Origin of the sequence: Serratia sp. X3 (genome assembly GCF_014982455.1) — a bacterium.
GTDB lineage: Bacteria > Pseudomonadota > Gammaproteobacteria > Enterobacterales > Enterobacteriaceae > Serratia > Serratia ureilytica.
This window is the reverse complement of the sequence record NZ_JADCNB010000001.1, coordinates 231,197-251,862: the sequence shown is the minus strand read 5'-3', so window position 1 is coordinate 251,862 and position 20,666 is coordinate 231,197. Positions and strand designations below refer to the sequence as shown.

The window sequence follows — 20,666 nt, the reverse complement described above, 5'->3', positions numbered from 1 at the left end:
AGAATCAGCCTCAGACAATCTTCACGGCGATAGGGGTAAGCCCCTCTACATTCCCGGTAATCACATCGCCTTTCACCACAGCGCCCACCCCTTCCGGCGTGCCGGTAAAAATCAGATCGCCGGGCTGCAGCTCAAAAAAGCCGGACAGATAGCTGATGGTTTCCTTCACCGACCAGATCAGATGACGGATGTCGCTGCGCTGACGATCGCTGCCATTGACCTGCAGCCAGATAGGCGCAGTGTTGACGTCTGCGCTGTCGCCGGCTTTATGCAGTGGCGCGATGGGCGCAGAGAGATCGAACGACTTGCCGATTTCCCATGGGCGCCCCATTTGACGCATGTCCATCTGCCGATCGCGCCGGGTCATGTCCAGGCCCGTGGCATATCCCCAGATATATTCATGCGCGTTTTCCAACGGAATATCGCTCCCCCGTTTGCCAATCGCCACCACCAGTTCGATTTCGTAGTGATAGTTGTCCGTTTGCGCCGGATACGGCAGCGCCAGCGTTTCGCCGGCCGCCACCGGCACCACCGCATCGGCAGGCTTGCAGAAGAAGAACGGCGGCTCACGATCCGGATCAAAGCCCATTTCGCGAGCATGGGCGGCATAGTTGCGCCCGACGCAGTAGACACGGCGCACGGGGAACTGTTTATCACTCCCCACGACTGGAACAGTCACGGGGGCTGGCGGTGCAAATACGTATTGCGTCATGTTGTCTCTCCCAAATTAATAACGTGCTTCACGGAACAGCCCCAGGGCTTCCTGAACCGGCCGGTCCGAAAAACTGAATAACACGGTGTCTTCATGCGCCTGAAACGACACGTCGAACCAGGTCGGCGCCACGAAGATATCTTTTGCCGAAAAGTGAAGGGTTTCGTTGCCGATGCTGACCTGGCCGCGCCCTTCCACCACGTGGTAGAGGGTGCTGTCCGTGGTGCGCGCCTTTCGTGAGGAAAAGCCTTTCGGCAACAGTTGCAGGAAGGCGCCCATTGAGGGCATGGGATAGCCGCCGGTCACCGGATTGACGTAGCGCATCTTGTAGCCGTCCCACTCGTCGGCGTCCCCCATGCGGGTGAGGTCGTACAGCGTTTCGCGGCTGCGATCGTAGCGGTAGTTGAAAATGGGCGATGAGTTGCCTTTCTGATGGCGCAACGGCAGCATATTGGCCGCATAACGCGGTAAATAGTCCCCCTCCCGGCGCGTCACGGGCTGCTGTTCTTGCGGATAGTCTTCCGCGAAACCGCAGCCCAGCAGGTTCACCAGCGGCAAATCCAGCCCGTCCAGCCATACCACCGGCTCAGCGCCGGGATTGCCGTGATCGTGCCAGCGCCACTGCGGCGTCAAAATGAAGTCGCCTTCATGCATTTGCGTTCGTTCGCCGTCAACGGCGGTAAACGCCCCTTTCCCTTCGACGATAAAACGCAACGCGGACTGATTATGGCGATGGCTCGGCGCGATTTCGCCCGGCATGATCAACTGCAATCCGGCGTACAGCGTCGGGGTGATGGCGGCTTGTCCGCGCAACATCGGGTTTTCCAGCACCAGCACGCGGCGCACTGCTTCTTTGGCGCCAATCAACTCGCCGCTGGCCAGCAGGTGCGGGCGAATCTCCTGATAGTTCCAGTAAGCCGGGGCGCAGTTTGCATTCGGCGTTGACGGTACCAGATGGTGCAGCGACTCCCACAACGGGGTCAGGTTCTGCCCGGAAATCTGCCGGTAAAACTGCTGGCGGCTGGGGTTAACATCCTGATGGCGTTCAGGCATAGGGATTCTCCTTTTTCATTCACGACGCTGCGCGAGGCAACGTGTCAGGGGCTGGGGCAGACAGACGAACGACAGCCGTCAGCAGCATTAACATCACCGTACTGAGCGCCGCCGGAAGGGCAATAATGAAAAATAGCGTATCGAATGAGAAATTCATCGCCATCATCACGCCGCCGGAAAGCGAGCCGACAATCGCGCCGCAGCGGCCAATGGCATTGGACCAGCTGACGCCCGTCGCCCGGCTTTGCGTCGGATAGAGCGTGGCGGTCAAAGCATTCAGCCCGACCTGCGACCCGCTGATGCCGATGCCGGTGCCGAAGATGGCCAGCGCCATTTGCCACAGGCCGTTCTCGCTCAGGCCAATCATGACAATACACACCGCGCCCAAAGCGTAGCTCACCGCCAACACCCGGAAGGGATTGCATTTGTCCATCAACACGCCCAGCCCCAGCGCGCCCACCGTGCCGCCTATCTGGAAAGCGGCGGTCACCCAGGAGGCATGCCGCAGATCAATACCGCGGTGGTTAAGCAGCGTCGGCATCCAGCTGGAGAGCAGGTAGATGATCAGCATGCTCATGAAAAAAACCGCCCAGAGCATGAGGGTGATGCGCAACTGGCGGCCGGCGAACAGCGGGCTGATGCTGCCTTTGGCCGACGTGGCGGCTTCGTTCAGATAAAAATGGGTCTCTTCATCCCACTCGCCAGTCATGGCGCTGACCGTTTTGGCAATCACCTTTTGCGGCAGTTGGCGGCGAACCTGCCAGCGCGGGGATTCCGGCAGGGCAAACAGCAGGGCCGCAAAGAGCATCAACGGCAAGACGCCGCCGAGCACCAAAATGCCGGACCACCCCACCCTCGGCACCAGTTGGGCGCTGACGATCCCGCCCAGGGCCGAACCGAGCGTGAAACCGCAGAACATCAGCGTGACCAGCGCGCCACGGCGGCGAGCGGGCAGATATTCAGAGGTCATCGTGATGGTGTTCGGCATCGCGCCCCCCAAGCCCAGGCCGGTGAGAAAACGCAAAACGACCAGCGTTTGCAGATCGGGGGAGAAGGCCGAAATCAGGCTCAGCGCGCCAAACAGCGCCACGCAGAGTTCGATAACGCGCTTGCGGCCAAAGCGGTCAGAGAGCGGACCGCAAAGCAGCGCGCCCGCCGTCAATCCCAGCAACCCCGCGCCAAACAGCGGGGCCAGCTCACCGGCGGACAGTTGCCACTGGGCGCGGATGTCGGGCGCGATGAAACCAATGGCGGCGGTGTCAAAACCATCGAGCATCACCACCAAAAAGCAGCAGAGAATGACGCGCCACTGCGTCTTGCCGATAGGGGCTGCGTCGATCAGTGCTTGTAAATCACGCCGTTGAGTCATAGTGAGCGCCTCGGAGCAGGTAGGGAGATGTCTGTGTTGTTTTAGGTATGTTACGAATTTGTATCTTTAGCGATAAAATGTACAATGGCTTTTCGGGCGGAGACATAACCGGAGGGTTATAACAAATGGCGAACTGGGCGCAGAAATTGAAGCTGCACCATCTGCAAATGTTGGTGGCATTGGGTGAACAGGGAAATCTGACCCACGTTGCGCGGATGATGAACATCTCCCAACCCGCTCTGTCAAAATGGCTGTCGCAGCTCGAGGATGAGATGGGGATCACGCTCTTTGAGCGGTATAGCAAAGGGCTGCGCCCCTCCGAGGGGGGGAAGTTGCTGCTTCAGCATGCGCAGCGTTTGATCAATGATCTGGAGCGTTCGCAGTCTGAAATCGCCCGCTTTAAGCAAGGCGGGCTGGTGGGAAGCCTGAAAATCGGCTGCTCGCCGGTGGCGACCGACTGCGTTTCGCAGGCCATATTGAGCCTGCTGCAGGAAATGCCGACGCTGCATCTCAATATTGAGGAAAAGGTGATGACCCCCCTGCTGCACGATCTGCTCGCGGGCGCGGTGGATGTCGTCGTGGGCCGCGTCGGGGGGCGGGCGCTGCAACTGCCGCTCAACTATCAAGTGCTCTACACCGAACCGGTATGCTTCGTTGCCCGCCCTCACCATCCGCTGGCAAAATCCGCCTCCCTCACCTGGCACGATCTCACCCACTGGCGCTGGATAGTCTGGCCGACCGGCACGCCAATCCGCCTCAGCATCGATAATGCGTTGGCAGATAACGGCGTGATGCTGCCTGAAAACACGGTTGAATCGGCATCGATGAACGTCAGCACCAACCTGCTGCAAAGCAGCGACATGATCTCCATTCTTTCACTACGGCTGGCGCAGCGTTATGCCAGTCAGGGGCAACTGGCGATCCTGAACCTGCCGAAGATAGAGCAGAAAGGCAGCGTGGGTGTTTTCTGGCGCAACAGCGAGCCGCCTTTTGCCGCACTGAGCCGCTTTTTGCAGCTGCTGACGAAGGCCAGATAAAAACCGGCCCCCGCCCCGGTTGTGGCTACCCTTAAATTCCGTAACAACCTGCGCAGCGACTTTTCACGGCCGCGGTTTGCTGTGCCCTTCGTTCTTGATTGACACTGCGTGAACCAGGCAATATATTCATTAGCAATATTAATGAATCAGGGTAAAATCCTCTCTCCCCGCCGAACAGGCCATCAGCATTCTCCGCAAAACTTGGCGTGACGCTCTCGCCAGCCGGGCACGCAGGGGAGAAGGCGTTGTTGTCTTGCTTGAATAAAGAGGCATGATGGCCATGTGACATTATTCGCGTCTCATTATGCGACTCGCGGGTTGCGTAATTTGCGCGTTAAATAAGTATGGATAATTAATAACAGAAGAACACGGACTAAATAAGGAGTAAAAATGCAAGGAAATCTCAAGCTCTATGGCCTTTTTGTTGGCCTGACGGTGACCATTATGATCACCTGCGACACGTTGGTTTATAAAGTCTTTGATATCTATGGTTTTAAAATAACGGCAAGCGGCATTGTATTCTCCTTGTGTTTCTTGATATCAACATTGCTGACTGAGGTTTACGGCTATAAATTGTCGGTAAGAGCAATATGGATCATGGTGTTCTGCCAAAGCTTATATGTCATAATACTTAATCTCTCAGCCGTTATTCAGCCAGAAAACAATGATATCGCCACGCACTATTATTCTTTATACCATGAATTTTGGCGAGTCATGATAGGCACCTGGGTGTCCGTTCCGGTCGCTTATTTCGTCAATGGTTTTATTATTTCAAAGATGAAGATTATTTTCTCAGGAAAATACTTCTTTATCCGATATATTGTTGGTTCCATGTCTACACAGGCCGCCCTGTTGCTGACAGCCTATCCGATAAGTCTTTCAGGAAAATATACCTTTATAGAGTTGGTTAACATCATAAGCACGACGTGGTCTTATAAAGTTGTCGTCTCTATTGTATTGCTACCGCTCGCTATCGCCTTAGTCGAGTGGGTGAAGAAGATAGAAAACACCGATCACTATGATTGGGGCACTTCATACAATCCATTTAAGTAATATCAACAGGGTATAGCATGAAAGTAATTCAGATTAGTGACATACATATTATGCCTAATGCAAGCGCGCTGGCTTCGAAGCATCTTGCTAATTTCGAAAGGGCGATTGACTTCATTAACGCCAATGCCGACAAAATTAATGCCAACTTAATCATTGTGACAGGTGACATCTCGCATGATGGCGATATTCCCTCTTATGAGCGCTTCTTTAAAATAATGAATCGCACTTCATTACCTTTCTATCTGTTCCCAGGCAATCACGACAACAAAAAAAACCTGGACGATGAAGCCCGTAAACAGGGCGGCAGCTATGATATAAACTCGTTTGAAGATGACGAATGGCGCATGCTCAGCATCGACTCGGTGGTCGATAATGAAGATTTCGGCAGGATCTCGACGCATTCGCTCGAAACGCTTGAAAAAGCCATAGTCTCGAGCGGCAATAAAAAGATCGCCGTCTTCCTACATCATCACCCTATTCCTGTAGGCACGCCCATTGTTGATAGTTGTATGTTAAGCAATGCTGAGGAGCTTTTGAGCCTCTGCCAACGGTTAAACGTTAAGTTTATCGGCTCAGGCCATGCACATACGTTATTCCAAAGAAAGCTGGGGGAAACCTTAATCTCTGTTTCCCCGGCGATTTGTTCGCAATGGAAAAACGGCACAAGCGATGTCAGTACCATAGACAATTCGGCTTTCAGCGTGATTACCTTCGATGAGCATATTCACGTCGAACCCTGGTTTATTTAATCAACGTCAGTATTGTTTTTTTAGACCTGTCACTTTTCTTTGCATTTTTCAATGAGGCAGAGAGTGCTCTGCCTTCCTTTACCCCGGCATAAAAGGCTATTTTTGTCGCATCCAGGGACTCGGTTTTGTCAACAAGATCGCGATCCCTTAGAAAATCCGCCCCTGATATTGATATCGAGTCAACGTCATTTTTCAACGTCCACATACAGTTTCGTTTCTCTTCATGAATCGACAGTTTGGCTGAGGCGACTTTTATCTTAGATTCGGTCTCGGCGATAAAAGCGATGTCTTTCGGGTTAACGTGCCTGAGAAAATCGCCCTCAATGAGTTGCCCCCAGCTTTTTTTCACGAAAGTATGGGTGCCAAACTCTTTGAAAAGCCAATATCCATCCGCCGTTCGGATAACGCTACGATCTAACGTGTATAGGTAACTGGGAGAGTATATCTTTCTTAACTTTCTCATTATTTTAAATAAATCCATTTATTTCAGCCTCTTTATCGTTTTCAATAGAACACCGACGATCGCATAATCGCTATAGGACTTCACACTGCTATCTGAATCTAATGAGATGTTTGTAAACAACAAGTCGTCGTCGGAAACAAAAACTCGCCTTAAACATATTGGGTAATTTTTCAGCTTAACCAAGACGATATCGCCATCGCAAAATGGCTCCTTGAGGGAGATCACACAATACGTTCCACGGTCTAATTCAGGCGACAGTGAATTATTCGTTATCTCTACCACAAACAGCGAATCGTCCGTCATGTCATCGACTTCTGTCGTATAGGTATCTGCCGTTCTGATCGTGTTGGCCAAGAAACGCTCTACATCGCTGTAGCTAATGAGCGGAAGCGATCTCACATTGTGTTTACCCTCTCCCGCGGCGCTTAAATCCTTGTCAGTCAGCTCTCCTACTTTTACGCTGAAAAACTCACCAATTGACGCAAGCGTGGCGATCGTGGGATTCCCCACGCCTTTCCTCAGATTATTGATCGTGGCAATACCTATCCCTGTTTCGCAGCTCAACCGACTGGCGTCAATCCCGTGCATACGCATGAGGTAAGTGAGGTTTTCACCAATCATTTTCAATGACATACCATTTTCTTCTGATATTTTAATGTTGTTTAGTTGCATTATAATGTTTTAACCCTATACTTTAGCGTCATTAAAGTGAATCTAAAAATATTAAACCACTTACTGGGTGAACATGACAATGGCCCAGGGCGAAAGGTATATGAAAATACAGAAAAACCATTGTAATAAAACAATTTTATTAAAAACCACCGTTCTTGACGAACGCGACTGGCTGCCATTGAAATAATTCAATTTGCTTATAAAAACACTACATTAACTCCGCAGCAATTTAACGCGCAGAAGCCAACCTGGAGAGCAAGACGCATCCCGGTTCAATAATTTTAAAGAAAATGAGATGAATGTTTTATTCAGCGCTCATAGAGCGACTATTGCCTAACACTCGGGATTTTTTCTCCTTCAGAACACGAAGGAGCAGCGTCAGGGCCCGTAACGTCGAGTTCCGGTACATACCTGCGTTGATCGATTTTATGCCAAGAACGGCGACCAGAAAGGTGGCGTCGGGCCCCCAACACCAGGGAGCACCCAGCCCGGCGCCACCGCCCTACGTACTGAGTTGTACAGGAGAAAAACACAGGCACCGAGGGGATAATCGCGTCCTTTGAAGATTCAACGCGCGAAGCGAGCAGGGAAAATGCAGGCCATCGGCCAGACGTAAGAAAAAGATTCAGCGGCAGGCTTGGCCACCCGCTGCGCAAGCAAGAATGAACGCCTCATGCAAAATTCCGCGCCCCCTCTTGCCAACCCGAGCGCCTCAGGCCAGAATACTGTACATTAAATCAGTGTTTACAGGTGAGTCATGTTTGTAGAATTGGTATACGACAAACGCAACGTCGCTGGGCTGCCCAACGCCGCCGAGATTATTCGCAACGAGCTGGAAAAACGCGTGCATGCGTTGTTCCCGGAGGCGGAAGTGCGCGTGAAACCGATGCAGGCCAACGGCCTGAACTCCGACGCCAGCAAAAGCGATCGCGAAAAGCTGAACCGGATGTTGGAAGAGATGTTCGAAGAAGCGGATCAGTGGCTGGTTATGGATATATAAACCCAATCTGAAAGCCGGGCTGACCCACCGGCTATTATTTCCACCAGCATATCGCACCGCTCAACCTCCGGTTCCGCAGCGAATACCCCCTTGGGTCAAAGGACTGACTGCGGCACATGCCCCCGATTATCGGTTAATCCTGGCGCACTTCGAAGCGTGTATTCCTGCGTGGACACCTCTTCCTCGTACAAGCAGCATAACAAAAAGCCCCAGCATCGCTGCTGGGGCCTCTGTCATGGTGCCGGCTACCGGAATCGAACTGGTGACCTACTGATTACAAGTCAGTTGCTCTACCTACTGAGCTAAGCCGGCTGAATTTGGCGGAAGGACAGAGATTCGAACTCTGGGAGCTGTTACACTCGACGGTTTTCAAGACCGTTGCCTTAAACCACTCGGCCATCCTTCCAATGGGCGCTGATATTAGCGATACCGTTATGAAATGTCTATCGTTTTCATGCAAAAAAATCGCATCGGCGGCGCAGTTGCCTAAACTTCAGGCCTTAAACGCTTAAAAAATGAAAAGCCCCGCAAAAGCGAGGCTTTTATGTTCGGCTGAAACGCGATTACTTCGGCTGCGAATCGTAGTCTGAACAGGTTTGATAGCCCTTGTTCATGACATGGCCCGTGTCGTTGTAGCTGACAAAATACGTTTGCACTTTGCCATCGCGCGGCGCGACCGCATAGGTGTCGCAAGTGCCCTGCGCATGGATCAGCGTGGCGGACGTCGACGGCGGACCGGCAATCGCCCGCACCTGCTGCTTGGTCATCCCTACTTTGACATCGCTGACCACCGGCTCATTGACATAACTGGTTGCACGGTCATAGGCAGTGCAGCCGGCAAGAATGGAAAATACCGCCGCAGTGCCGACGGCCAAAACCAACTTCTTCGTCATAGCTTGTCCTCTTGGAGTACGTTTGTTGTCCCCTAAGTCTAGAAGTGGAAAGGCTTTTCTACAAACTCCCCTTTGTCGATCGGTGCGCTTTTTCTCGCGATCGGCCGGCACGGGCGCGACATCGGATTCAAAAGCCGAAATCGCTCAGCGCCGGGACATCGTCCGGGCGCCGACCGAGCGGCCAATGAAAACGCCGATCCTGTTCGCGAATCGGCATGTCGTTGATGCAGGCATGGCGGTTAATCATCAACCCTTCCTGATTGAACTCCCAGTTTTCGTTGCCGAAGCTGCGATACCAGTTGCCGGAATCGTCGCGCCACTCATAGGCGAAACGCACCGCGATGCGCGCGCCGTCAAACGCCCACAGTTCCTTAATCAGCCGATACTCCAGCTCTTTCGCCCACTTGCGTTGCAAAAATGCGACCACCGCCGCGCGGCCGTCGACAAACTCCGCGCGATTACGCCAATGGGTATCGAGGGAATAGACCTGCGACACCCGCTCAGGATCGCGGCTGTTCCAGGCATCTTCCGCCAACCGTACTTTTTCGATGGCGGATTCACGGGTGAAAGGCGGCAATGGGGGTTTAATGCTCATGATCATCTCCTGGGTGAAGGTGTGTAGACAACTCTGTCTACATCATTACGCTAGCGCATGTAGACAGAGTTGTCTACAATCACTCGAAAATAGCCAGGGAGAAAAATGATGACCACCGATCGCAATACCTTGCCCGCCCGTCAGCGCATCCTGCTGACGGCCCACGATCTGTTTTATCAGGAAGGGATCCGCGCCACCGGCATCGATCGCGTCATCAAGGAATCAGGCGTCACTAAGGTGACGTTTTATCGCCACTTTCCCAGCAAGAACGATTTGATTACGGCGTTTTTGGCCTACCGTCACCAGCAGTGGCTAACCTGGTTCAGTACAGCGTTGGATCGACATGTGGTGCAGAGCGGCGGGTTACTGCCGGCGCTGGCGCCCTGCCTGGCTGAATGGTTCGACGATCCGCGTTTTCGCGGCTGCGCGTTTATCAATACGGCCGTGGAGATCGCCGATCTGCTGCCGGAAAGCCTGCACCTCGCCGGCCGGCATAAGCAACAGATGACGGATGAACTGGCGCGCCACCTGCCCGCAGGTCCGCAGCGGGAACAACACGCCGCGATATTGGCTATGCTGATCGACGGCGCCATCGTCAGGGTGCAGATTGAGCGCCAGCCGCAGCCGGCGTTGCAGGTGCTGAATGCCGCGCTGGCGTTGTTGGCGCAAGGCGGGTTCGATCAGTAATTGGACCAGATGCCCGGCGTCACCAGTTCCAACAGGTGGGCGTCGGGATCGCGAAAGTAAATGCTCTCACCACCGTGCTCCCAACGCATGCGCCCCTCAATTTCCACGCCGTTGGCCGTCAGATGCTGTTCCCAGTGCGGCAGTTGGTCTTTCGCTACCGCCAGCCCGATATGCGCCGGCCCCACACCATCGTGCGCGGGAATAAAGCCGGTCGGATAACGCGCCCCGCGCAGCGAGTCGCCCTCGACAAACAGCAACAGTACGCTCCGATCGCCAACGTTATAGGCGCGGAACCGCTCGTTGGCGACCATCGCCGGCAACCTCATCACCTCTCGGTAGAAAGCGTCCGCGCGCTCAATATCGCTGACGTACAGTACCGTTTCGATCACCTTATCGATTTTGAGTTCCATATCATCCTCCTCTTTTTTTGTACTGACAGCGTAGGCTTAGAGGAGGAAAACCACGGTGCTTCCCGTGCCGATAGCGGATCAATCCGTGCTTTTTTACCGGTTTACAGGCAAAAAAAACGCGGCCCGAAGGCCGCGCGATGACGTTCACACTGAGGTGCTTAGAACTGGTAAACCAGGCCCACGGCAACCACGTTGTCGGTGTTGATACCGGCAGCGTCGGTGAAGTCGTTGTTGTCCAGCAGGTTGATTTTGTAATCAACATAGGTGGACATGTTTTTGTTGAAGAAGTAGGTCGCACCCAGGTCGACGAATTTGACCAGGTCTTGATCGCCGTAGTCCTTGCCGTTACCGGCGCGGCCCAGGTCTTTACCTTTGGTCTGGTTATAGCCGACGAACGGACGCAGACCGAAATCGAACTGGTAGTGCGCATAGGCTTCGAAGCTCTGCGCCTTGTTGGCGTAGCCGTAAGCACCATCATCCTTGGCAGAGCTGCCGAAACGCGCCGCGTTGTAGGACTGGGTGAACATCACCGCCAGGTAGACGTCGTTGGCGTCATATTTCAGACCGCCGGAGTAACCTTCGGCCTTGTCGCCGCGGCCCATGATGTTCTGGTGACCGTTAGCGCCGTTCTGCTCGCTGGTGCGGCGAGAGTTGAAGAAGGCGCCCGCCGCGCTGATGCCGTAGCCCATGTCATAGCTCATGGACATACCGTAGCCTTCGCCGTTCTGGCCAAGGACGTCGCGACCGTTGTTGGTCTCTTCGCCATTGCCGTTTTTACCCTGGTACTGCAGGGCAAAGTTCAGGCCGTCAACCAGACCGAAGAAGTCGTTGTTACGGTAAGTCGCCAGGCCGCTGGAACGCTGGAACATGAACTGGTCGGCGCCGTAGGTCATACCGTCGAACTCAGGCTGCAAGTCGGTATACGCCGCGACGTCGTACAGCACGCCGGTATTACGGCCGTAGTCGAAGGAACCGTAGTCGCCGAATTTCAGACCGGCGAAGCCGTAACGGGTGAAGTTCTTGTTGTCCTGGTTTTCAGCGTGGTTCAGGTTAGCCTGATATTCCCACTGGCCGTAGCCGGTCAGTTGATCGCTGATTTGCGTTTCGCCGCGCAGGCCAAAACGCATATAAGACTGGTCACCGTCCACGCCGTTGTTGCTGGAGAAATAGTGAAGACCGTCGACTTTACCGTACAAATCCAGTTTATTACCGTCTTTGTTGTAGATTTCCGCCGCGCCTGCTGTGCCTGCAACCAGCAGTGCGGGTACCATCAGAGAGAGTACTCGAAGTTTCATCGTTATTATCCTCGTTAATTATGTCGAGCTACGGCCACTGCCCTTTTCGAGCATTATTAGCACGACTGTGCATTACCATTCTGGTAACAAGGGTTATATTAATCCAGAAAGAAAATGATACCAAGTATCCGATAGTGTTTCAGTGTAATTAATAAAGGTTTCAAAATGTAAATACGCGCGAACTTTCACAAAACATTACCGACAAACAAAATAAAGCACTTAAAGACAAAGAATAGATTAATTGATAAAAAATCATGAAGTTATACAAATCTTTAAGAAAAAAAAGCCAACCATACAATTGTACTGGACAATAAGCACATTGTGCCAAAACGCCGCCTGCACTCAGCCGCTATAATCACCCCGCTATCATCATTATTTTCATTATTACCTTCATTATCCGAAGATAATTTCTGCATACCTTTAACCGGCTTCTGGCCGGTTTTTTATTTCCCTCCACACTGGCCTCACAATTTCAATCCGCACAAATAGCACGCAAATAAATAACCTCGCGATATAGTTTCGCCAATTTACATCCGCACTAATTGCTAATCTTTTCTCTTATTTTGGTCTACAAATTGAATTTGTTTTTCATTTCGTGCTTTATCTCGCCGAATATTGTGCGTCACAGGCAAAATTGGCCGCGGAGTTTCACTTCTGGTAGCCTGAAAAAAAAGCTCACCCTCAGCGAGTAAAGTCATGATGCCATTTCACCCAGAGGCGCTATGGCGGCGGCTGCAAGGCTCCCCCTTCCGCGCCCGTTTCCGTTTGAATCCCAAAGACCAGAGCTATCTTGACGACAAAGGCTTGCCGCTGATCCTCAGCCATGCCCGCGACTTTATCGATCGCCGTCTGGCCGCCGCCCACCCCAAAAACGATGGCAAGCAGACGCCGATGCGCGGCCACCCGGTGTTCGTCGCCCAACACGCCACCGCCACCTGCTGCCGAAGCTGCCTGGAAAAATGGCACGGCATACCGCAGGGCGTCGTGCTGGACGAGCAGCAAAAAGACTATATTGTCCAGGCGATCGCCCTGTGGCTGGTGCGCCGAGGCGGTGCCAGAGAGGAATCAGGCGCGAATCTTTTCGACCCGGATCGCGGATTGTGATAAAAACTGTCAGTAACTTTCGCCACTCTTTTGACCCAAGATCCTGACGCTTACATGACAGCCACCTTGTGCAATGAACAGCAAACGCCCGGCGTTCCTCAACAGATCGCCACCCGCCTGGCCTTTTTCGTCGCCGGCCTCGGCATGGCCGCTTGGGCGCCGCTGGTGCCCTTCGCCAAAACGCGCATCGGCCTCGATGACGGCTCGCTCGGCCTGCTGTTGTTATGTATCGGCGCCGGCTCCATGTTGGCGATGCCGCTGACCGGCTTCCTGACCGGCAAACTGGGCTGCCGCGCGGTGATCCTGATGGCGGGGCTGGGGCTGTGCATCGATTTGCCGTTGCTGGCGCTGATGGACTCCCTCGGCGGCATGGCCGTGGCGCTGCTGTTGTTCGGCGCGGCGATCGGCATGATAGACGTGGCGATGAACGTGCAGGCGGTTATCGTCGAGCGCAACAGCGGCAAGGCGATGATGTCCGGCTTTCACGGCTTCTTCAGCATCGGCGGCATCGCCGGCGCAGGCGGCGTCAGCGCGCTGCTGTGGCTGGGGCTGACGCCGCTGCAATCCACCCTGATCACCGTGCTGGCGGTGATCGTGCTGCTGGCGTTCGCCAGCCGCCATCTGCTGCGTGACAGCGGCGCCGACGACGGCGGACCGATGTTCGTCTTGCCGCGCGGTTGGGTGATGTTTATCGGCATTCTGTGCTTTATCATGTTCCTGGCGGAAGGCTCGATGCTCGACTGGAGCGCGCTGTTCCTCACCACGCTGCGCGCCGTCGAACACAGCCAGGCCGGGCTGGGCTATGCGCTGTTTTCCATCACCATGACGCTCGGCCGCCTCAATGGCGATCGGGTGGTGAACTCGCTGGGCCGCTACCGGGTGCTGCTGCTGGGCAGCCTGTGCGCCGCTGTCGGTCTCAGCCTGGCTATCGCCTTCAATCACGCCACCGTTTCGCTGGTCGGCTTTATGCTGGTTGGCCTGGGCGCTTCCAACGTCGTGCCGATTCTGTTCAGCGCCGCGGGCAACCAACGCGATATGCCGGCCAATTTGGCGATCGCATCCGTTACCACCGTCGGCTATGCCGGCATTCTGGCCGGCCCGGCGCTGATCGGCTTTATCGCTCAGTTTTCCAGCCTGACGGTGGCCTTCGCCTGCGTAGCCGCTCTGCTGTTGGCGGTGACTGCCAGCGCCAGGGCCGTCACTCGCTGATTCAGGAATGCGCAGCCACTATGCAAAATAAACAACTGACCATTAGCTCCAGCAATATCACTCGCTGCTTCCTGCTGTTTATCGTGCTGCTGACGATCGGCATCGGCCTGTATGGCTACAACTACACCAACGCCTGGCTGGCGGAAAAGAAGTACACGCTGAACAGCATCGCCGGTTCGCTGCAAAAGCGCATCGATACCTATCGCTACATGACCTATCAGGTCTATGACAAATTCGGCAACGCGCCGGCGCAGAATGTCGATCCCGGTTTGCAGGAAACCCGCCTGCGCCCCGACGTCTACTATGTCGAGAAGCCGCACAAGAAAACCGACGCGGTGATCTTCGGCAGCCATGACGAGAACACGCTGGCGATGATCGCCAACATCTCGGACTACCTGGACAACCGTTGGGGCGCCAAGACCGAGAGCTACGCCATGTATTACCTCAATGGTCAGGACAACAGCCTCAGTCTGATCACCACTCAGCCGCTCAAAGAGCTGGCTTCACGCTTTAGGGAAAGCTACCTGACCACTTCGGCGGACGAACGCCGCGCCGAGATGCTGCAACAGGCCAATATGCTCGACGAACGCGAGAGCTTTTCCGATCTGCGCAAACAGCGCTTCCAGAACGCCTATTCGTTCTCGATTCGCACCACCTTTAATCAGCCAGGACATCTGGCGACGGTGATCGCCTTCGACTTGCCGATCAACGACATCATTCCGGCCAACCTGGCCCGCGCCAATTTCCTGCTGCAGCCGGACGATGTCGAGCTCGACGACAGCGCCATCCCGGCGGAAACCGCCCTCGGCGCCCAGGCGGCGATGAGCGGCGGCTGGGTGGAGTTCAGCGCCGCCCTGCCCAATGCGCCGCTGAAGGTGGTGTATCGCGTTTCGGCCATTAATCTGGCCATCGATCTGCTGCGCAACAACATCTGGCTGATCGCGGTCAACCTGCTGCTGTTGGCGCTCTCGATGCTGAGCATCTACTTTATCCGCCGCCAGTACATCCGCCCGAGCGAAAATATGGCGGTTGAGCTGGAGGCCGAGCGCGCGCTGAATCAAGAGATCATCGCCAGCCTGCCCTCCGGCCTGCTGGTTTACAGCTTCGCCAACAATGCGGTGATCGCCAGCAACAAAATCGCCGAACATCTGCTGCCGCACCTCAGCCTGCAAAAAATCGCCCACATGGCCGAACAGCACCACGGCGTCATTCAGGCAACGGTCAACAACGAGGTGTATGAAATCCGCATTTTCCGCAGCCAACTGTCGCCGGATACCTACCTGTTCCTGATGCACGATCAGGATAAAGAGGTCATGGTGAACAAGCGGCTGCAGCAGGCACGGCGTGAATACGACAAGAACGTGCAGGCGCGCAAACTGATGTTGCACAACCTGGGCATCGAACTGAATCAGCCGGTGCGCCAGATGCACGATCTGGTCGACAGCCTGCGCAACCAGCCGGATGAGGAACAACGGCAGGCGCTGCTGGGCCAACTGACGGCGGCGTCGTCGTCGGTGCTGGGATTGATCGATAACATCACGCTGCTGACGCGGCTGGAAACCCAGGACTGGCAACCGACGCGCGAGCCGTTCAACCCGGCGGCGATCATCGACGAGTTGCTGCTGGAAGCCCTGCCCGCTCTCAATCAAAAGGGGCTGGCGCTGTTCAAGCATTTCCAGCTGGACGTCGAACAGAACTACATCGGCGACGCCAACGCGCTGCGCAAAGTGATCTCGCTGCTGGTGCATTACGCCATTATCACCACCGCCTGCGGCAAGATTTCTCTGGTCATCGACCACGAGCCCGAACACCCGGATCGCCTGATTTTCCAAATCAACGACACCGGCTCCGGCATCTCCAACGAAGAGATCAGCAACCTCAATTACCCGTTCCTCAGCCAGACGCTGGTGGACCGCTTCAACCACGGTTCCGGCCTCACTTTCTTCCTGTGCAACCAGCTGTGCAAAAAGCTTAACGGCCAGTTGGACATTCGCAGCAAAGTGGATATCGGTACTCGCTATACCATTCGCGTCGCCATGGAGATGGAGAGAAAAGAGCCGCAGGAACAGGAAAAGCTGCTCGACGGCGTCACCGCCCTGCTGGACATCACCTCAGATGAAGTGCGCGGCATCGTGACCCGCCTGTTGCAGGCTTACGGCGCCGACTGCCTCGTCGCCGAAGATCGCGCGGTCAACCGCGATTATGACGTGCTGCTGACCGATAACCCGCAGCGAGCCGATGATTACACGCTGTTGCTGGCGACCGATGAACCGGGTTGGCAAGCGCTGGATAAACGCTACATTCGGGTGAACTATAACCTGAACGGCGCATTAATCGACGCCGTGCTGATGCTGATCGAACAGCAAATGGCCGCGCTGGAGCAGGAAGAAAGTCCGCTTTCACTGAGCTCAGAAGATATCCAACTCTATGAAAAACAATTGAAATCAAGTGATTACTATGGGCTGTTTGTCGATACAGTACCCGATGATGTCAAAAAACTGTATACTGAGGCGGGCAGCAGTGATTTCAATGCGCTGTCACAAACCGCACACCGCCTGAAAGGCGTGTTTGCCATGTTAAATCTGCTTCCCGGCAAGCAGCTGTGCGAATCGTTAGAACAGCGCATCGCAGAAGGTGATGCGCCCGAGATCGAGAATAACATCAGTCAGATTGATTTTTTCGTCAGCAGACTGCTGAAGCAAGGTAGCCAACAACATGAATAACCTGAACGTAATTATTGCTGATGACCATCCTATCGTACTGTTTGGCATCCGGAAGTCACTTGAGCAAATTGAATGGGTGAATGTCGTTGGGGAGTTCGAAGACTCAACCGCACTGATCAACAATCTGTCCAAGCTGGATGCCAACGTGCTGATCACCGATCTGTCGATGCCGGGTGACAAGTATGGCGACGGCATCACGCTGATTAAGTACATCAAGCGTCATTATCCGCAGTTGTCGATCATTGTGCTGACCATGAACAACAACCCGGCGATCCTGAGCGCGGTATTGGATCTGGATATCGAAGGCATCGTGCTGAAACAAGGCGCGCCGACCGATCTGCCGAAGGCGCTGGCCGCCCTGCAGAAAGGCAAGAAGTTCACGCCGGAAAGCGTCTCCAAACTGCTGGAGAAAATCAGCGCCAGCGGCTATGGCGACAAACGCCTGTCGCCGAAAGAGAGCGAAGTGCTGCGTCTGTTCGCCGAAGGTTTCCTGGTGACCGAAATCGCCAAGAAACTCAACCGCAGCATCAAAACCATCAGCAGCCAGAAGAAATCGGCGATGATGAAGCTGGGCGTCGAAAACGACATCGCCCTGCTCAACTACCTCTCGTCCGTCAGCATGACGCCGTTGGACAAAGACTAAAGCCCGCCTCGCGGCAGGTTAACGCCAAACAGGCACGGCATCCGCCGTGCCTGTTTGCTTTTCAGGCCTCGCTGCGGTTGTAGCGCACCTGCTGGCTGTAATAAGCCAATGTCTGCTCCAGCGTCTCCAGCGTAACCGGTTTCGACAGGCAATTATCCATGCCCGCCTCGAGACAGCGCTGCTTCTCCTCCGCCAATGCGTTCGCCGTCACACCAATCACCGGCGCGCTGAACTGCATCTGCCGCAGCGCCTGCGTCAGGCGATAGCCATCCATGTTCGGCATATTGACGTCGGTCAACACAATATCGACGTGGTGCTGTTTCAGTACGCCGAGCGCATCTACGCCGTCGTTGGCGGTCACCACCTGATACCCCAGCGACCCCAGCTGATCGGAAAGCAGACGACGGTTGATCGGATGATCGTCGACCACCAGCAGATGAATATCGCCGTTGTCCGCCGCGCTGGCCTTAGCGGGCACCGGCAGCTGCACCAGCGCCTCTGCCGCGCCGTTGCCGACGCCGAACAATCGGTTGATCAAGGTCAGCGTTTCACGCGGCGTAGAGGTGCTGTGCATCCAATAGCCTGGCCGGGTTTCCAGCGACGGGCCGATATGTTCGGTCGAGAACTGGATCTGAGCCAACAGCGGCGTATTCAGCATCAGCGGATAATCGCTGAGCATCACCTCGTCGGCGGCGGTCTCCTGTCCGTCATATCGCTGGATATCGGCGCCGTAGCCGCCCAGAATCGCCATCAGGTAGCCTTCCAGCCGCTGATTGCGGATATCCAGCCACAGCCGCCGGCCCTGCCAGGTATCGCTGGCCTGCGGGATCGGGAACTGGGCGTTAAACAATGGAATGCGAATGCTGAACAAGCTGCCCAGCCCCGGTTCGGACTCGACGGAGACGTCGCCGTCCATCAGGTTGACCAATTTCTCGCAGATCGCCAGCCCCAAACCGGTGCCCTGGAAGTGGCGCTGCACGCCGGTGCCCACTTGGAAGAACGGATCGAACAGGCGTGAGATCTCCTTCTCCGGAATACCAACGCCGGTATCGCGCACGCTGAATTCCAGGTAGCTGCCGCGGGTGCAGACCTGCAGCACGATGCAGCCGGTATCGGTGAACTTGATGGCGTTGTTCACCAGGTTGGACAGCACCTGCTGCAGCCGCACCGGATCGCCGAAGATACGCTCCGGCACGTTTTGCTCGATAAAGCAGTACAGCCCCAAACGTTTCTTCACCACCAACGGCAAATAGTTGCCGGCGATATGGGTGATCACCTCCAGGCAGGAGAACTCACGCGGTTCAATCTTCAGCTGCTCGGACTCGATTTTGGAGAAGTCGAGAATATCGCTGATGATTTTAAGCAGCAGCCCGGAAGAGTTGTTCATCGCATTGACCAGCCGATCGACCCCTGGCGGTAACGCCTTGGTCTGCAGCAGATCGAGGTTGCCGATAATGCCGTACAGCGGCGTGCGCAGCTCATGGCTGACGGTGGCCAGGAACATCGATTTGGACTGGCTGGCCTGCTCCGCCGCCGCCGCCATCTCCTGCAGCGACTCTTCCATTTTCACGCGCGCGCTGACGTCCACCAGCACGCAGATCGCCACCTCTTCGTTGCGGTAGCGCGAATGGACAAAGCTGATCTGCAGGTTATTGTTGTTGCTGGTCATCACATCGACGAAGTTCGCCTGCTGTTCGCAGATGATGCGCGTAATGCGATCGCGATCTTCATGGGTCAACAGGTTGATGTAGTTGTGCGCCAGTTCGTTACTCAGAATATTGGTGCCATCGCTGATGCGCAGGATACAGATGCCCACCGGCGCCGAGGCGACGATCTTGCGGTTGAACTGTTCGTGTTCTTCCAGCCGGAAGGCATTGTCCTCCGCCGGCAGGAACATCTTGCGCTCAAACAGCCACGCCAGCGTGAACAGCACGATAGCCGACAACAGGTTCAGCAACAGCGCATTGAGGATCAGCATTTTGAAGCGTTCCACCACGCTTTTCACCGGCAGCGCATAAACGATGCTCAGCGATGAAGGCGGCAGCGCTTTTTTCAGGATCAGATCGCGGTAGTTGTCGACATAACCGAAGTAAGCATGCTCTTCGGGGTAGCTGTTGAGCGCAGCGGCATAGCGATCGCCATCCGCCAGGCGCAGTATCGGATCGTTGTTTTCATCCAGCAGCGTGACGCCGATCGGCAGGTTGCCGGCGGTGACGAAATCTTCCAGCCGGACAGTTTGCTCGATGCCCAGCAGCGCCTCCAGCTTGTTGCCGATATAGAGAGGCGTCAGCACATACAGATAACCGATGTCAGGCCGCTGCGCGCTGGGGCTAATCCAATACAGGTTGTTGTCTTTGTCCAGATTCTTGGCGTTGCGGTATTTCAGAATGCGCTCGTGCAGCAACTTCAGCATGTTTTCCCGGTTGGCAACCGCGTTGCCGCCGCCGAATTCCGCCAGACACAGGCTGTCGCCGCCGATAAAGAACACCCGGTTGAGATCGTAGGCCGCCACGAAGTTCTCTTTCCAATACTGGATCAGGCCGCTCAGCGAATCGAGTGAACTGCGGTAAGTGGCGCTCAGGGCGCAGTTAGACTCCGGATACAGCGGGTAGAATTGCGGTGGGCTGCCCTTGCCGGGGATCACGCCGCTGAACATGTCCAGGCTGCTGACCGAACCGTTGAGGCGGTTTTCCGCCATGTACTTGATGTCGCGTATGATGTCGGCAGAATGGCGGATATAGCCCTGCGCCTGATCGAAATTGAGGTTGTACTCCTGGCGGATGTCCGATTCTTTCTGATGCAGGATATTCAGAATATAAAAGGTGGTGAGCAGCGCTCCCAACGACCACAGCAAAATCGCCAGCACCCGGAACAGATAGCGGGATATCTTCAGCGTAGTTCGAAAAGAGGCTAAATATTTCAATCGGATACCATACGAAAGTCAGTGGCGGCGCGCGTTGTCGCCGGCGCAGCGGCCGGCGGCTCGGTGCGCCAATTAA

Annotated in this window: 19 protein-coding genes and 2 tRNA genes; 9 read left to right on the top strand and 12 right to left on the bottom strand. The window is 55.0% G+C overall.

From position 1 onward, the window contains the following. Positions 1-10 precede the first annotated feature (10 nt). From IMX17_RS01255 to IMX17_RS01245, 3 genes are read right to left on the bottom strand one after another with little or no spacing between them, the layout of a single operon-like run. Positions 11-712, bottom strand: a complete 702-nt coding sequence (locus tag IMX17_RS01255; protein WP_193549242.1) for a fumarylacetoacetate hydrolase family protein — start codon at positions 710-712, stop codon at positions 11-13. A gap of 15 nt (positions 713-727) precedes the next feature. Beyond that, on the bottom strand, positions 728-1,765 hold the full coding sequence (gene gtdA / locus IMX17_RS01250; protein WP_033652521.1) for a gentisate 1,2-dioxygenase: 1,038 nt from the start codon (positions 1,763-1,765) through the stop codon (positions 728-730). Between the two features lie 19 nt (positions 1,766-1,784). Further along, entirely contained in the window at positions 1,785-3,134 is a 1,350-nt protein-coding gene (locus tag IMX17_RS01245; protein WP_101453949.1) for an aromatic acid/H+ symport family MFS transporter, read from the bottom strand. A 125-nt stretch (positions 3,135-3,259) separates the two neighbouring features. Between IMX17_RS01245 and IMX17_RS01240 the strand changes: the two genes are divergently transcribed. The 3 genes from IMX17_RS01240 (at position 3,260) to IMX17_RS01230 (ending at position 5,973) form a co-directional block, all read left to right on the top strand. Further along, on the top strand, positions 3,260-4,171 hold the full coding sequence (locus IMX17_RS01240; RefSeq protein ID WP_193549241.1) for a LysR family transcriptional regulator: 912 nt from the start codon (positions 3,260-3,262) through the stop codon (positions 4,169-4,171). Between the two features lie 390 nt (positions 4,172-4,561). Then, positions 4,562-5,224, top strand: a complete 663-nt coding sequence (locus IMX17_RS01235) for a VUT family protein (protein WP_046896345.1) — start codon at positions 4,562-4,564, stop codon at positions 5,222-5,224. Between the two features lie 17 nt (positions 5,225-5,241). Continuing rightward, complete coding sequence (locus IMX17_RS01230; RefSeq protein ID WP_193549240.1) at positions 5,242-5,973, top strand: metallophosphoesterase; 732 nt, start codon at positions 5,242-5,244, stop codon at positions 5,971-5,973. Here the strand turns inward: IMX17_RS01230 and IMX17_RS01225 are convergent. Both IMX17_RS01225 and IMX17_RS01220 read right to left on the bottom strand, forming a co-directional pair. Beyond that, positions 5,966-6,454: a hypothetical protein gene (locus IMX17_RS01225; RefSeq protein WP_046896343.1), complete on the bottom strand. Its 489-nt coding sequence runs from the start codon at positions 6,452-6,454 to the stop codon at positions 5,966-5,968. The two genes, IMX17_RS01230 and IMX17_RS01225, sit on opposite strands and share 8 nt — an antisense overlap. Beyond that, complete coding sequence (locus IMX17_RS01220; RefSeq protein WP_046896342.1) at positions 6,455-7,108, bottom strand: helix-turn-helix domain-containing protein; 654 nt, start codon at positions 7,106-7,108, stop codon at positions 6,455-6,457. A 757-nt stretch (positions 7,109-7,865) separates the two neighbouring features. Here IMX17_RS01220 and IMX17_RS01215 point away from each other — a divergent pair. Then, on the top strand, positions 7,866-8,108 hold the full coding sequence (locus IMX17_RS01215) for a DinI family protein (RefSeq protein ID WP_046896341.1): 243 nt from the start codon (positions 7,866-7,868) through the stop codon (positions 8,106-8,108). A 236-nt stretch (positions 8,109-8,344) separates the two neighbouring features. On the opposite strand, the gene IMX17_RS01210 is transcribed toward IMX17_RS01215, so the two are convergent. The 4 genes from IMX17_RS01210 to IMX17_RS01195 form a co-directional block, all read right to left on the bottom strand. Beyond that, positions 8,345-8,420: transfer RNA gene (locus IMX17_RS01210), tRNA-Thr, on the bottom strand. A 6-nt stretch (positions 8,421-8,426) separates the two neighbouring features. Next, positions 8,427-8,514, bottom strand: a tRNA-Ser gene (locus tag IMX17_RS01205). 157 nt (positions 8,515-8,671) lie between these two features. Continuing rightward, positions 8,672-9,001: an osmotically-inducible lipoprotein OsmE gene (gene osmE / locus IMX17_RS01200; RefSeq protein WP_004935874.1), complete on the bottom strand. Its 330-nt coding sequence runs from the start codon at positions 8,999-9,001 to the stop codon at positions 8,672-8,674. Positions 9,002-9,128: 127 nt separating this feature from the next. After that, the gene (locus tag IMX17_RS01195) at positions 9,129-9,596 is read right to left on the bottom strand and encodes a nuclear transport factor 2 family protein (RefSeq protein ID WP_033643833.1); all 468 of its coding nucleotides are present in this window, start codon (positions 9,594-9,596) and stop codon (positions 9,129-9,131) included. 108 nt (positions 9,597-9,704) lie between these two features. Here IMX17_RS01195 and IMX17_RS01190 point away from each other — a divergent pair, with 108 nt between their 5' ends. Beyond that, positions 9,705-10,283 carry a TetR/AcrR family transcriptional regulator gene (locus tag IMX17_RS01190; protein ID WP_193549709.1) on the top strand — a complete coding sequence of 193 codons (579 nt, stop codon included), beginning with the start codon at positions 9,705-9,707 and terminating at the stop codon, positions 10,281-10,283. Here the strand turns inward: IMX17_RS01190 and IMX17_RS01185 are convergent. Beyond that, the gene (locus IMX17_RS01185; protein ID WP_193549239.1) at positions 10,277-10,693 is read right to left on the bottom strand and encodes a VOC family protein; all 417 of its coding nucleotides are present in this window, start codon (positions 10,691-10,693) and stop codon (positions 10,277-10,279) included. The two genes, IMX17_RS01190 and IMX17_RS01185, sit on opposite strands and share 7 nt — an antisense overlap. A 158-nt stretch (positions 10,694-10,851) precedes the next feature. Next, positions 10,852-11,988, bottom strand: coding sequence for a porin OmpC (ompC, locus tag IMX17_RS01180; RefSeq protein ID WP_182264127.1), 1,137 nt, complete (start codon positions 11,986-11,988; stop codon positions 10,852-10,854). A gap of 696 nt (positions 11,989-12,684) precedes the next feature. On the opposite strand from ompC, the gene IMX17_RS01175 reads away from it, so the two are divergent. From IMX17_RS01175 to rcsB, 4 genes are read left to right on the top strand one after another with little or no spacing between them, the layout of a single operon-like run. Continuing rightward, positions 12,685-13,092 carry a DUF4186 domain-containing protein gene (locus IMX17_RS01175; protein ID WP_193549238.1) on the top strand — a complete coding sequence of 136 codons (408 nt, stop codon included), beginning with the start codon at positions 12,685-12,687 and terminating at the stop codon, positions 13,090-13,092. Positions 13,093-13,146: 54 nt separating this feature from the next. Then, the gene (locus tag IMX17_RS01170; protein WP_182264125.1) at positions 13,147-14,301 is read left to right on the top strand and encodes an MFS transporter; all 1,155 of its coding nucleotides are present in this window, start codon (positions 13,147-13,149) and stop codon (positions 14,299-14,301) included. A gap of 20 nt (positions 14,302-14,321) precedes the next feature. Further along, positions 14,322-17,024, top strand: a complete 2,703-nt coding sequence (gene rcsD / locus IMX17_RS01165; protein ID WP_182264124.1) for a phosphotransferase RcsD — start codon at positions 14,322-14,324, stop codon at positions 17,022-17,024. After that, positions 17,017-17,667, top strand: a complete 651-nt coding sequence (gene rcsB / locus IMX17_RS01160) for a response regulator transcription factor RcsB (RefSeq protein ID WP_004935900.1) — start codon at positions 17,017-17,019, stop codon at positions 17,665-17,667. Before rcsD ends, rcsB begins: the two co-directional genes overlap by 8 nt. A 61-nt stretch (positions 17,668-17,728) precedes the next feature. Here the strand turns inward: rcsB and rcsC are convergent, their stop codons facing one another. Then, on the bottom strand, positions 17,729-20,590 hold the full coding sequence (rcsC, locus tag IMX17_RS01155) for a two-component system sensor histidine kinase RcsC (protein WP_193549237.1): 2,862 nt from the start codon (positions 20,588-20,590) through the stop codon (positions 17,729-17,731). Between the last annotated feature and the right edge of the window lie 76 nt (positions 20,591-20,666).